The organism is Legionella quinlivanii (assembly GCF_900461555.1).
GTDB lineage: Bacteria > Pseudomonadota > Gammaproteobacteria > Legionellales > Legionellaceae > Legionella_C > Legionella_C quinlivanii.
Map to the genome: position 1 here is coordinate 1,160,932 of NZ_UGOX01000001.1, position 13,550 is coordinate 1,174,481.

Sequence of the window (13,550 nt, forward strand, 5' to 3'; positions counted from 1 at the left end):
TTTTTATTTAATCCAGTAAGTTTTCTCTTCGGTCACTACAATAGACATTTTCACATCCCACTCATCGGGTTTGATAAAGCTGGTGTGTTGTAATTCATAGGCGACGCCAATTGTAAGGGGGCGATCGATGGTGTCCAGACATTTGTCGTAATAGCCTCCCCCCATGCCTAAACGAGTACCATAATCATCAAAGGCAACCAGAGGCAAAAGGATAAGATCCAATTGATGGATATTAATCTCTTTGCCGGATTCAACTTGCGGTTCGTGAATGTTATGTTTATTTCTGGCAAATAAAGTGGCTGGCGTCGCGGGCATAAAATGCATGTTTCTATCGGGGCGAATAACAGGAAAGTAACAATATTTTCCTTGTAAGGGAACAGAGCGCCAGATATCGTGTAAATCCACTTCACCGTTCGCCGCATGATAAAGCGCAATGTGTCTGGCATTGCGAAACACTGCCAGCTGCCTGATCCGATTGCAAATTCGCCTGGAGTTTGCCCTGCGATATTCCAGGGGAAGCCGTTCTCTTATGCCCCTGTAAACCTCTCTCATGCTTCGTTTTAGACGATCGGCCATGATAATTCCACAAAAAAAAGAAACATTTATCAGTTATTTTGGAACAAAAATCACTGAAAATCCATGCTAAATCGAATCCAATGTTTAAGGGCAGGAAGTTCTTTGGAATAGTAAAGTGATCCTGCCATAAAATTTTGTCAAAAGATCCTAGGCATAATTTAAAAAATAGGGTATATAGCATTTTTTTTATTGTTATATTCAATAAAATTTGCAAGAGGTGAGTATATGACTGATCTGTTTGATGAGGATGAACTACTGGACGAAGATGGATTTGTCAATCCCGATGATGAGGATGTGGATATGGATGCGGGCGAATCTGCCGTTCTGGATGCACGACGTCGTTTGGAAAATATGCTGGAGGAAAAGCGCCTGCGCGAGGAGCTTGATGATTTTATGGATTATTAGCAAGTGATTCGCATTCACTTCCAGCCGCCTGGCGCCAGCTTGTGCCTTTCTTCGGCGGACAGACTATTTCTTGGTGAAGCAGTATTTGAAACGCTCAAAGTCAGAAATGGTAAAGCACTATATACCGGTCTGCACTGGAGGCGTTTACGTAATGCCGCGGCATCTTTGAATATTCCTTTCACTTTAGCTCTAGAAGAATGGCAAAGAGTGATCGGACAATATCTGAAAGAGCAGAATTTTACTGACGGCGGACTGAAAATTATTCTGACTCCAGGCGAAGCCCCGCGTGGATTAACGCAACGCGGGATTAATCCGCATCTTGTTCTGGAGTTCTTTACTTATCAATCTGTTCAAACTCCACTTACTATAGTCAGCTCTCCCTGGCAAAGAGATAGGAAAAATCCTGTTTATCAGTACAAGTCAGTCAGTTATTTTGAAGCCATTCTGGCACGCCGTTGGGCGGTTAATCAAAATGCGGACGACGTTTTGTTTTTTAATACAGAAAGCAGGGCGACCGAAACCAGCATAGCCAACTTTTTTATAATTTATCAAGACAGGATAGAAACTCCTGTGCCATCTGAGGGCTTAATACCCGGCATATTGCGTGAGCGCATATTGTCTGTCTGCAAGGATAATCAGATTGAATGCCGGGAAAGTCTGGTTACCAGGGCAATGATTAAAGACGCCGAGGCATTATTTACCAGCAATGTGCTGCAGGGAGTTAAAGCGGTTTCCCGGATAGACCATCTTGATAAGAATAGCGTCCATCCCCTGTTTACTCGATTATCCGCATTGCTGGCAAAAGACATAGATGAATCAGGTTACCTGTGACTCTTTCTGGCGAAACGCATCATGATGTTATCAATGTCCCTGGCGCAGGAGGCTGGTCTTTCTGTTTGCACAGGTTTGCCTCTTTAAATACTGTCACATCCTGAACGGGTGGGTTACTTAAGTGTTTGCTCAATTTCATAATCCACAACTTATATTGGTCCTCACAAAGATAAGGTTTTAAGCCAGCCAATACCTCTTTGGCGGCTGCCTTGTCCTGATATTGGGATTGCTTCATATAGACTGAAAAATAATAAACGGCAATTCGGGATTCGTTATATTGTTTGACGAACTCTTTACTGATTTCTGACTGAATACAGCTATTTGCATTATCCAAATGCTTGAGAGCGCAATGCAATGAGCTACTAACAGATGCTTCCTCGATTATCTGAAAATCTTTAAGTGATTGATCATCCCATCGAAGCAGGTTGGCTTGTCTCTCTTTTAATTCGTTTTTCAGGACCGTTGTTAAGGTATGAGTGATGTAAAAATGAAGTTTATCCAGTTGATAATTGTAAATTTCCTCCAGTTGCTGTGAAGTGACAGAATCACTTCCCAGTAATTGAAAGAGCAGACCCAGTGCTTTACTCACCGCATTATTCTCGTTTTCATACTGAATGCTCTCCCTTGCGATCCTGGAAAGCGCGAGTTGTTCTTTAAGCTCCTCCATTAATCGTTCTACAGGCTGCTGGGCTCCTTTCACTTGTTTTTTCATCACAAGCCAATCATCGACATCATAAAATTGAGTGAGAAACAGACGATGTTCAACCGCTTTAGTAAGAGCAGGGGAACGCTGCCTGATTCGCGAAATAATCCATTCGCATGAAAATTCCGAAACAGTCTTTCTGCGTTCGCTTCGAGTCTCATTAATGCTGTCCAGCAAGCGTGTTTCAGAATAGCCGCTATTTAATACAAACCTTATAGCATCGGCCTCTGCTTCCCTGAAGGCATCTGGAATAATTGAAGGGTAATTATAAGGACTCAATATAGCTTCTTGGTCAGCAGGCTTATAAAATGAATTGACAGGCTGTACTGTATTAATAAATGCAATTTGCAGCAGTTTTATCATTTCAGAGCCTATTTCATGTTCTTTCCATAGTCCGTCCGCGTTATTCTGGCGATAATCAATAAAAAGCTGTTCGCATAAGGATTTAGCCACTAAATAGATCAGAGGATTTTGAGGCGGTGTATGCGTTTTATGATGCAAAGTGAAAATATCTTTAAGCATTTGCAGATGATTACAACGATTGAGAGCCTGACCAAACAACATCGCTTGAGCTTCGCGACTTGCCTTCCCCTGAGAGTCAAGTGCTTCATAAAGTTTGTCTGCCATTTCATCTCTCATGACCCGGCGCAGACTATTTTCAGGAAAAATCTGAGCGTCCGTCTTGCCTATATCAGCAATTAAATCTGCCAGTGGATCAGATAATTTAGCGCTGTTGTGTTGAGTAATCGCCTCCAGAATTTTGCGCTGATATATGCCGAGATGAATCGGTGCTTCAGTTTCCAGCGATTCAAATAAAGTGTTTATTGCTCGAGGAGAAAGTGTGGCGGCTAAAAACTCTCTGCTTAGAGTTCCTGTGAGAAGGCCGTCTCCAGAGCTATAATTAAGCTGTCCATTGCTGAGCAATTCAAGATAAATGGTGTGAGGATTTAGCTGCGGATTTTCTGTTTTTAAAGCAAGACCATAGCGAGAAATACCAGTGATGTTAAGTTTTCGGCGATATTTGTCATCTGAAAGACAAAGCAAAATCAGCAGATCAAACCCTAAATTGAGATGGCTGGCAACTTGCCTGAATCCTGTTACAAAATGGGAAAGCAAGGTGTTTGCCAGCAAATTGATTTCAATATATTCATTGGTGCTTGGATATTCAAAGGCTTCCTGGCTTAATGCATAAAGTCTGGAGCAGGCTATTCGAGGGGAGGCCTTACAAATTTTTTGCAGCATCAAATGATAGAGATTGTTTTCCAGTTCATTTTTTATTGCGTCCAGTCGGTTTAATATGACTTCAATATCCATTGCGGATGTATCTGCTGGTAATTGTTCAATACGATTTTTCAAATCAGCCAGAGCTGACTTGGGGTCGGTAAAAATGGCCTGCTCAAACTCATCGTCCTTAAGATCAGCTAAACAGGAGGATTGGTGATAATCTTTTAACGCCAGCCTGGTTTCAGAAACTTCAATGTCATCCAGAAGCGCTTTTCTCAGAGAAGAGCCTTGAGGATAGTTGATCGGATAGAAAAAAGAGAGGAACCTCCAAAACCAGGTAAAATGAGGAGTCCATGTCCAGCCTTGTCCGTGATTGTCGCTTATGAGCTGTTTTCGATAGTCCTCAAATCTATTTTTTCTAATCGATAATGCTTCGTCTGAATCAAGTATCTCTAATAATTTACGTTTTACTCCCTGATATTTTTGCGTTTTGTTCTGATGCAATTTTTCTTTCCACAGAAACAATTTCTTTTCATCGAGGCTGTACTGGCGCATGATAATCTTCTTAAAGATTAAATATTATTCAATTATCATAACTTGATTTAAAAAAATGTACTGTTAAGTTATTGTAAGGCTTTGCATCATTGTGTTAACTTAAATTTAAGGCTATATAAATAATATGTAGTGATCCGGATAGCGCGAACAAGATGCGGTACGGAGCGGATATAATGGAAAATAAGGAGATTAACGGCGCTGACAAAATTAAAAAAAATTGAATATTAATATTTCTTAAGAAAACCTTAATCTTCAATTGATATTATTGGGTATAGGTTTAGTGCGGGGAGTTTTTTATGGCCATTGACGAAAAATCAAATAGTACAGCAGCAATATTGAAAAAGCTGGGAGTAGGCAATAACACTCTTTCAGCCTCAACTCAACCTGTTTCGACCAAGGCACAAGCTCTTGCACAATCTGAAGCTGATATATTAAAAGATATTCTGACAAGAAAAGAAGGACCGCAAAATACGCCTGGTTGGAGCTGATACTTCGGTTTTTTTCTAAACTCACTGTTAAAAATCAGACTGTTTTTACACATCCGCTGTTTCATTCTCAAAATTCTCACTACAATAGTTGACAATAAATCTCGCGCAATTAAATATGTTATATATAATTGATCATAATTAACGATTCCGAGGTTTGTGATGGCTGATACTTTTTCCGAAAATACCCACTGGAGGGATTCGGCCAGGAGTGCTCGCTTTTTTATGGTGGATGCGCGAGCTGCGTTTCCCATATTTCTCTTTCTTATGCACATACGAATATGGACAGGTGTGCTGGTCCTGGTCTCGGCTTTCTTTTTCGGCATTATTGAACACTATGGGTTCACCGTGCCCGTTTTTTTACGTTGGCTCAGGAGTTTCCTGGCTGGACGAGTTCGATCCTCTCAACCCTGGTGGCGCTAATGGAAGTAGATATAAAAAAAAGTATGGCCTTAATTGCGGCGAGCATGAATGCCAAGTTTTATTTGAATGATCGTTTTGTAAGTTTTGACGAAGTGTTTTCCGATACCGGCCTTCTTCCAGCTATCGCCAGAAGGGCAGATCAACTCTGTTCTCTCTGTTTGGGTTACGGCTTGGGAGCTACTTTTGATGAAGCAGAAGGGTCTTTGCTAGGAATTCGCGTGGTTTTTGACGAGGTGACTCCCAACGCTCTGCGTTTATTATGTATGACTGATGTCATTAACGAGCTCATTCAGGGAGGACCCAGCCGTGATTATACTCCTTTGGACGAACTGATGTATGATTAATCCTATTTATTTAATATAAACTCTTGATTAGTTAGGCACTTCAGGTTTAAATGAATAAGAAAGCATGTTGTTTGGCAAAATTTCAGGATGTGCTATTTGTTTACTTCCTGTTATAAAAATAATAGTAACCCTTAAGTTTGGCTTAAGGATAAACTGCTAAACTTATAGTTGTAATTGACCGAGTTGGGGTGTAAGGAATGGCAGAAGAATTAAAATTTGATAGTACTCAAATAATGCAAAGCTCATTAAGGCCTGGCTTATCTCCAAGAAATGAAAGGCCTGTCTCTGATGTAGCAAATTATTCGTCCCCATTGGCGCAAGCACAAGTTAGTCAGGCCACTAAGGTATTAACAGCTGAAGAAGCCTACAAAGAGTTTCAGAAAAATTTTTCCACCCTGAAACGATTAAACAGCTTTAAACCTGATCCAGCCAATGCAAAAGGTGTGGAAGTATTGAGCAAGTGTGACAATGATTTTAAGGCCGCACTTTCTGCTCATACATCAGTTAAGACCATCGAGCCAGAGGTTGTTAAGGAAGAAGTTGAAAACCGACGAGATTACGGGGTGTTTTAGTTTAAGCAGGTATTTTTAATGTTATTGTCCTTCAAAAACTTAAAAACACGCCCTAATAATTTCTCTTGATACTCTGCATAGATTACATAATACTGTTATACTCGACTTATCCCTGAATGATAGAGCTATCAAGCTCTTTCATTTTAATTTTCAAGAATTTTCTCACGCATGAAAGACAGTGTAGACGATCAACAATCTGCAGATATTTTAAAGGCTCTTGATGAGGCTATTGAAACAGGCCCCTGGGAAGAGTCTAACTTTTTGCGTGTTATCGGAAAAAATCTGCGTGAGATTAGAGACAGTTTTAATCGCTCACTGGATAATGGAAAACCTAAAAATAATTCCAATGCGACCTTACTTAATCGGGTAGCCTTGCGCAGTGGACAGCAGGAAGTTTTCATAGCGCTGTATTCTTCAGAGGGAAATAGCATGCAAAGCTGGGAGAGGATTCTCGCCAATTTGCCTCGTCAGGTTATTTCACGACCCATTTATGCCGATGAAGAGAATGTAAAATTTATGATTAAATCGAAAGAAAACAAAATGAATGAGTCTTACATTAGTATTTTCATTAATCAAAGTGATATTTTGCCACTCTCCTCCGATAAAGTTCCTCAGGATAAGTTTGGAAAACCTTTATTAACCTTAAAAGATCGCTCAATCAATCTTGAAAATATTAATCGCTTTGTTCATTATTCAGGCACTTATAAATATATAAAAGGCCGCTTGATAAAAAACCAACCTAATGATAGTCAATAATTTTTCCGGTCTTTTTGTTTTTCCTGGCTTTATTTAAAAAATAAACGAACTAATCTCGCAAAATCCTTAGGGGCAGGTATATACTTGCTGTTATGTAAATCTCTTTGATTTGATGGGATGGCTCAACAACCACAACAGCAGGGCGGCGGCGATAATTCAATGGCCCCGGTATGGATTATGGTTCTGGTATTCCTGATCGGCTGGATTATCTGGTATGCCGGGCATCAGTATATCGTTGCTTTTGTTTTTAAAATCAATGTATTACAGGCAAAACTGGTCAGCCTTTTTATAAGCAGCTCCAAGTTGGATAACGATGTTTATCTAATGCAAACCATTGATCCTGCTACGATCAGTTGGACACAGTTTCTTGATTTGACTCGTACGGTAGGTGATTACGTTCGTTATCCTGTCATAGTGATCCTGGTAGCCTTAGCCTTTTATCTTTATCAGTCTAATGTCGTCTTAAAATTTAAGCGAGCGCATGACATGAAAAGCTTGAGAGCACAGGAGCAATACAACTGGCCCGCTATCATGCCCATCATCAAGGAAGATCTGGTCAGTCAGGATATTAATAAGGGCCCCTGGGCAATGGCGATGACGCCGCTTGAATTTGCCCGCAAATATCATCTTTTAAGAAAAGATGATGCCATTCTTGATAATCCGCTGCCGGGCATGGAAATGACTGCCGGCATCCGGCGCGGAGATGCCAAGCGTGTTTTCACTTTGCAACTCGGACCTTACTGGGATAGCTTCGAGCGCTGCCCGCCCCATGCCAGGGCTTTGGCGGCGATATTTATGGCGCGAATGAACAGAGACAGAGGCTCCGCCAATCTAATCATGGAAACCCTCGATAAAACGTTCAGTGAAGGCAAACCGGATTATTCGGTGGCCTTACCGATTATCAAGAAGTATCAGAATGCGGAGAATGTTCAGGAAATTCTGGTACAGCATGCGTATCTGCTGACAGTAATGGCTTCTTTATTACAGGCGTCCAGAGAGGATGGAGTGGTGGCCAGCTCAGAATTTCTCTGGTTAAAGCCCACAGACAGACGATTATGGTATATGCTTAATTGTGTAGGTAGGCAAACCCCCTATGCGGAAGTTGCAGGGCCTTTTGCCCACTGGAAAGCAGAAAGAGCTATGAAAAGACGTTCGCTGGTGCCGATGATCGATGAAGCTATTAAAGCCTTGGAAGTGGCTATTAAAGAAGTGAAATTATCCCCACGCGAACTTCAGGAGTTGCAGCCATGATGCGCGGTATTGATTCACGTCATGAAATAGATCCAAGCCAGTTACTTAGAGATACTCGAACAGTTGGTCAGCGTTTGGCGGATTTCTTTTCCGATCCTACCAATGTATCGATTATTCTGGTTTCACTGGCCGGTATTGCTTATTATGTTTCTGAAATAGCGACTCTGCTATTAATTATCGGATTTTTCTTCTTTATATATACCTATACCCGCAAACAGGTCTTACCCTTTCGTTTACCTAAAATTGCCCGTGTAAAAGATTATAATGATTTGAAACCTGGTATTAAAACACCCTATACTGCTCGCGGTATCGCGTTTTTTGGAAATGATCGCAAGAGCAATGAAGAATTATGGTTTGCCAATGAAGATTTAAGAACCCATGCCTTAATTTTCGGCTCTACCGGTAGTGGTAAAACCGAAGCGCTGGTCTCGCTGGCATTTAATGCCCTGGTGCAGGGTAGCGGTTTCATTTATGTTGATGGGAAAGGGGATAACTCCCTCTATGCAAAAGTTTTCTCAATGGTCAGAAGCATGGGGCGAGAAGATGACTTGCTGCTCATTAACTTCATGACCGGCGCCCGCGATATTGTGGGTCCCCAGGAAAAACGTCTCTCAAATACACTAAACCCTTTTTGTCAAGGTTCTTCCAGTATGCTGACCCAGTTGGTAGTTAGTTTGATGGGATCCTCAGGGCAATCATCGGACGGTGATATGTGGAAGGGAAGGGCAATAAGCTTCGTTGAAGCATTAATGAAGCTGCTTGTGTATATGCGCGATGATGGTGCTATTTTGCTGGATGCCAACTCCATCCGTAACTATTTTGATTTAACCCGCCTGGAAGCAATTGTTATTGATAAAGTATTCCCACGGGATGAGCAGGAAAGTATAAATATAGAATCAGTTCCCAAACTTGTGACTGACCCTTTAAGAAACTATGTGTTTAACCTTCCTGGATATAATAAGGAGAAGAAAGGCAAACAGGTTTCCCAGGTCCTGGAACAGCACGGGTTTATTACGATGCAGTTGGTGCGGGTATTTTCATCCCTGGCTGATACCTATGGACACATCATCAGAACCAACCTGGCAGAGGTGGATTTCAAAGACGTAGTGCTTAACCGCCGTATTCTGGTAGTCTTATTACCTGCTCTGGAGAAATCTCCCGATGAGTTATCCAATCTTGGAAAAGTTATCGTATCTTCATTGAAGGCAATGATGGCCGCGGGCTTAGGTGAAGAGGTAGAGGGTGATTATCGGGATGTGATCGAGCGTAAGCCTACAAATTCTCCTACTCCCTATATGTGTATTCTGGATGAGTATGGTTATTATGCGGTTCAAGGTTTTGCGGTAGTGCCTGCGCAGGCCAGGTCCTTAGGATTCTCTGCAATTTTTGCTGGTCAGGATTTACCCGCGTTCCAAAAAGCATCCAAGGAGGAAGCTGCATCAATCGGTGCAAATACCAACATAAAAATCTGTATGAAACTGGAAGATCCTACCGAAACATGGGATTTCTTTACAAAAACTGCAGGTGAAGCCTATGTAACCAAGGTTGATTCTTTCCAGACGAAAGACAGTAGTATGACAAACAGCTATCTTGATACTAAAAGTTCTTCTTTTGAAAAAAGAGCCCGGATTGACCTGCTGGATTTAAAGGAGCAAACAGAAGGCGAGGCGCACATTTTTTTCAAGTCAAAAATTGTCCGTGCACGTATGTTTTATGCCAATCCCAAACCGGTTAAACAATTAAAACTCAATCAGTTCCTGAAGGTTGAAGCTCCACCGGATGAATATCTGGCAAAACTGCAAAAACAACTGTCGGGTTTCCAGAAGGTTCTTGAAAGCGGTGATCTGAGTATTGATAAAGTTATTGAAAGCGAAGAAATAAGCCTCATTACCAAAGTATTGCGTGAATCGACAGTGGTTGAACCCATCGAACGAGGAGTTGCTGCTTTGCTGGCTTACCACGGCCATAACGAGCCAGAACCGGTTGAAGAAATTATCGAAGAGGAAGAAGAAGGCGTTCTTACAATATTCAGCAAACTGCGAACGTCTCATAATACCCTTCCCTTACTGGTTAAAGATACTGAGCAGTTTTCCCTGCCAATTCTTGCAATTAATGAAACCAGAAATTATCTGGCTTCAATTGAAAGGAATAGTGGGGCCAAGGATAAATACTCAGGCTCTGTTGCTAATGAACTGATAAAAGACTTCCAGATGGCGACCACCTATCCGCCACAGGAGAGGGACGTCATTGAATCTTATGAGTTAACGGAAATTGTAAGAACCCTGACTGGAAGGATTGTCGAAGAACGGCATAAGGCTAATGAGAAAGCTTCAGAAGAAAGCTGATAATCTATCAAACCCGCCTCGGCTTATGTAATCTACGTCCCTTGGCTTGTTCGAGGGATCCAGAGACTCGTAGAGAAACACTGGACCCTGCTCACAATTCTTCGGGGTAATGTGTGTCGCAGTAGTAGACCAATATCAGTCCAATATTTTCAAAAAGCAGCTTTTTACGTAAAGCACGGCTGTCTCGAAAGCCGCTCACTCTCCCATTGTAAAATTTTGGAAAATATTTTCTCAGCACAACTTGTTTCCAGTGGTGATGATTTAAAATCTATTTTGCTTAATACTTGGTCATTCGTTGTCATTTATGAATTGAATTTTCATGAACTGCTTGTAACGTAATGATTTGTATGTTTTTATTTGATAATGAAATTACCGAAGGTCACGCCAGCGTTTATCATCGCGATAAGCTGTGAATAATTTTGACAAGAGGGTATAAGTGAGACGAACGTTTTTTGACCTGCTTAAATCAATAGTTCTGCCTGTCAGCCTGCTGGCAACCTCTGTTTTGCCTGGATGCAGTTCTAAGGGCGGTTCCTATCCTATTGATGAGGGTGTTAAATTACCTGGAAAGGTCCAAAACAGCTCTGATTCAGCAGTGATGTCAATGCAGAGCAAATTCAAAAATCTGGGTGTCAAAGTAATCACCATCGGGTCAGATTATCTGATAAGTATTCCCTCTGCGGCGCTATTTGCTGATCAGTCCCCTCGACTGACATGGCAATCCTATGCGGTTTTAAATGATGTGGCGCAATTTATGAAAATGTTTAGAAAAGTGTCGGTAACTGTTACTGCGTATAGCAACAAATATCTGTCTTGCAAGCGCGAGCAGGCTCTTACATTAACTCGTGCTCGCTCCGTTGCGGATTATTTATGGTCCCAGTGTATAGATAGCCGTTTTATATTTGTAGAGGGCGCAGGAAGTGACAAGCCTATTGTAGGAATAATGCAGGGTGGAGATCAGTCACCTAATTCCAGAATTGAAATAACGTTTAGAGACGCTATTGTATAGCAGAGGTTAAAATGAGTCGGGTGGCTTGGAATTTAATTAAAGAATCCAAATCATTTTATGTCACAACCTATCGCAGGATTGGGACTTGGATATTAATAATGCTTGGCATCAATATATTGCTGTTTATTGCAATTGCATATAGTCGGTTTCATCAGCCGCAGCCGGATTTTTATGCAACCAATGGAATTACACCGCCAGTCGTATTAACTCCGATGGATACGCCTAACTATTCAAACGAAGCTTTATTGCCACCGGATCCGGTAAATGATGACAATGAAAAACCCATTCCAGAATAAAAGAGGGAAAAATGGTTGATGATGCTTTAGCAGTGGTAACACTTCGTAATGAATTTTACCGCGATGGACAAAGAAAATTAATGGTTGCCCTGATCCTGTCATTCATTGTTAATTTTATGATGGCCGGCTTGCTCGTATATGTCCTAACCCATCCTCCGGCACCTAAATATTTCGCAACCAGTATTAGCGGGCGAATAACGCCATTGTTTCCTTTAAACGAGCCTAACCAATCTGACTCCTCGGTATTGCAATGGGCGAATCAGGCCGCAATTGCTGCATTTACCTATAACTTCGTAAACTATCGGGATGAGTTGCAGGCTTCATCCGGATTCTTTACTGCCGAAGGATGGCAGCAGTTTCTCACGGCTTTACAACAATCGAATAACCTGGATGCTGTGAAGGCCAAGAAGTTAATTGTCTCCGCTGTGGCAACACGCGCTCCGATTATTTTGCAGAAAGGATTACTGAACGGTCGATATTCCTGGCGAATCCAGATGCCGATTCTGGTTACTTATCAGAGTGCCAGTGAGTTTTCACAGCAAAATAACATTGTTACAATGTTGATTACTCGGGTGTCTACTTTGAATTCGCCTCGAGGAATAGGAATTTCCCAATTTGTCGTGGGACCAGCTAGTGGTGGAGTAACCTGATGCAAAAAACCGGATCGCATAAATTATTAAAATATGGTTTGACTGCTGTCTTCGCATTTAACTCGGTCATTACTGCTTCCTATGCAGCCGAGCAATCCGATTCGGCGCAGCAGGCTTTACAGCAGTTACGTATGCTGCAGCAAAAATTGTCTGCTCAGCAAGGGGGTAATTCCAGCACTAGCCCGCAGTTAAATCTTCCGCTGGGAAATACTGCGGGAACTGCGGCTCAGAGCACTACACAAACACAGCAAACGACTACGGTAGTGAATGCAACAACCGGGCAGCAAATTTCAGGCCCGCCTAAAACTCCGGGCGCTCCTGATCAACAGGTCTTAACTGCAAATGATAATGATGTCATAGACAAACAGGCATTTGAGGGTGTCTTGAAGCAAAAGTTTCCTTTAACCCCTGAACAAATCATACGCCTGAGGCATGCTTACCAAGCTAATGATTTTGCTGAAACCTCTACAGCGGGAACGCCGCCCAAACCGACAGCGACCTCGCAGTTTGTTAATTTGTCGCCTGGATCTACGCCGCCAGTTATCCGTTTATCACAAGGTTTTGTTTCTTCACTTGTATTTCTGGATTCAACCGGAGCGCCCTGGCCTATAAGCGCCTACGATCTGGGTGATCCTGCCTCATTCAACATACAGTGGGATAAAACCAGTAACACACTAATGATCCAGGCATTAAGACTTTATAATTACGGCAATCTGGCCGTGAGATTAAGAGGCTTGAATACACCGGTGATGCTGACGTTGATCCCCGGACAAAAAGCAGTCGATTATCGAGTTGATTTAAGAATTCAAGGTTATGGTCCAAATGCTAAAAGTATGCCAATGGAAGAAGGAATCCCTCCAGCAGTCAGTGATATTTTATTGCATGTTCTGGATGGGGTTCCGCCGGATGGCAGCACAAGATTAATAGTAAGTGGCGGCGATGCTAGAGCCTGGTTACTGAACGACAAAATGTACGTTCGGACCAATCTGACCATTCTGTCGCCGGGATGGATTGGCAGTATGACCAGCGCGGATGGTATGCATGCATATGAAATGCAGAGATCGCCTGTTTTATTGGTTTCCTGGCATGGCAAAGTCATGCAGCTCAAGGTAGAAGGGTTATAAG

Annotated in this window: 15 protein-coding genes; 13 read left to right on the forward strand and 2 right to left on the reverse strand. The window is 42.0% G+C overall.

Features of this window, described 5'->3' with window-relative positions:
• Nucleotides 1-3: 3 nt before the first annotated feature.
• On the reverse strand, nt 4-576 hold the full coding sequence (locus tag DYH61_RS04920) for a 5-formyltetrahydrofolate cyclo-ligase (protein ID WP_058508950.1): 573 nt from the start codon (nt 574-576) through the stop codon (nt 4-6).
• A gap of 225 nt (nt 577-801) precedes the next feature.
• Between DYH61_RS04920 and DYH61_RS04925 the strand changes: the two genes are divergently transcribed.
• The gene (locus DYH61_RS04925; RefSeq protein ID WP_058508951.1) at nt 802-981 is read left to right on the forward strand and encodes a PA3496 family putative envelope integrity protein; all 180 of its coding nucleotides are present in this window, start codon (nt 802-804) and stop codon (nt 979-981) included.
• Between the two features lie 3 nt (nt 982-984).
• Nucleotides 985-1,812 (forward strand): aminotransferase class IV, encoded by an 828-nt coding sequence (locus tag DYH61_RS04930; RefSeq protein ID WP_058508952.1) that lies wholly within the window; start codon nt 985-987, stop codon nt 1,810-1,812.
• A 19-nt stretch (nt 1,813-1,831) separates the two neighbouring features.
• On the opposite strand, the gene DYH61_RS04935 is transcribed toward DYH61_RS04930, so the two are convergent.
• Nucleotides 1,832-4,294, reverse strand: a complete 2,463-nt coding sequence (locus tag DYH61_RS04935) for a hypothetical protein (RefSeq protein ID WP_058508953.1) — start codon at nt 4,292-4,294, stop codon at nt 1,832-1,834.
• Between the two features lie 296 nt (nt 4,295-4,590).
• On the opposite strand from DYH61_RS04935, the gene DYH61_RS04940 reads away from it, so the two are divergent.
• The 11 genes from DYH61_RS04940 (at nt 4,591) to DYH61_RS04990 (ending at nt 13,549) form a co-directional block, all read left to right on the forward strand.
• Nucleotides 4,591-4,782: a hypothetical protein gene (locus DYH61_RS04940; protein WP_058508954.1), complete on the forward strand. Its 192-nt coding sequence runs from the start codon at nt 4,591-4,593 to the stop codon at nt 4,780-4,782.
• Between the two features lie 159 nt (nt 4,783-4,941).
• Complete coding sequence (icmT, locus tag DYH61_RS04945) at nt 4,942-5,202, forward strand: IcmT/TraK family protein (RefSeq protein ID WP_058508955.1); 261 nt, start codon at nt 4,942-4,944, stop codon at nt 5,200-5,202.
• Complete coding sequence (locus DYH61_RS04950) at nt 5,202-5,546, forward strand: type IV secretion IcmS family protein (RefSeq protein WP_058508956.1); 345 nt, start codon at nt 5,202-5,204, stop codon at nt 5,544-5,546. Before icmT ends, DYH61_RS04950 begins: the two co-directional genes overlap by 1 nt.
• 197 nt (nt 5,547-5,743) lie before the next feature.
• Entirely contained in the window at nt 5,744-6,118 is a 375-nt protein-coding gene (locus tag DYH61_RS04955; protein ID WP_058508957.1) for a hypothetical protein, read from the forward strand.
• Nucleotides 6,119-6,286: 168 nt separating this feature from the next.
• Nucleotides 6,287-6,874, forward strand: coding sequence for a Dot/Icm secretion system protein IcmQ (icmQ, locus tag DYH61_RS04960; RefSeq protein WP_058508958.1), 588 nt, complete (start codon nt 6,287-6,289; stop codon nt 6,872-6,874).
• A 117-nt stretch (nt 6,875-6,991) separates the two neighbouring features.
• Nucleotides 6,992-8,125 (forward strand): type IVB secretion system coupling complex protein DotM/IcmP, encoded by a 1,134-nt coding sequence (gene icmP / locus DYH61_RS04965; protein ID WP_058508959.1) that lies wholly within the window; start codon nt 6,992-6,994, stop codon nt 8,123-8,125.
• Nucleotides 8,122-10,470 carry a TraM recognition domain-containing protein gene (locus DYH61_RS04970; protein ID WP_058508960.1) on the forward strand — a complete coding sequence of 783 codons (2,349 nt, stop codon included), beginning with the start codon at nt 8,122-8,124 and terminating at the stop codon, nt 10,468-10,470. Before icmP ends, DYH61_RS04970 begins: the two co-directional genes overlap by 4 nt.
• Nucleotides 10,471-10,906: 436 nt before the next feature.
• On the forward strand, nt 10,907-11,479 hold the full coding sequence (icmN, locus tag DYH61_RS04975; RefSeq protein WP_083499296.1) for a type IVB secretion system protein IcmN/DotK: 573 nt from the start codon (nt 10,907-10,909) through the stop codon (nt 11,477-11,479).
• 11 nt (nt 11,480-11,490) lie between these two features.
• Nucleotides 11,491-11,775, forward strand: a complete 285-nt coding sequence (icmM, locus tag DYH61_RS04980) for a type IVB secretion system protein IcmM/DotJ (RefSeq protein WP_058508961.1) — start codon at nt 11,491-11,493, stop codon at nt 11,773-11,775.
• A gap of 11 nt (nt 11,776-11,786) precedes the next feature.
• Nucleotides 11,787-12,425 (forward strand): type IVB secretion system apparatus protein IcmL/DotI, encoded by a 639-nt coding sequence (locus tag DYH61_RS04985; RefSeq protein WP_058508962.1) that lies wholly within the window; start codon nt 11,787-11,789, stop codon nt 12,423-12,425.
• Nucleotides 12,426-12,463: 38 nt separating this feature from the next.
• A complete protein-coding gene (locus DYH61_RS04990) occupies nt 12,464-13,549 on the forward strand; it encodes a DotH/IcmK family type IV secretion protein (RefSeq protein WP_407927367.1) in 1,086 nt (361 codons plus the stop codon).
• Nucleotide 13,550 lies beyond the last annotated feature (1 nt).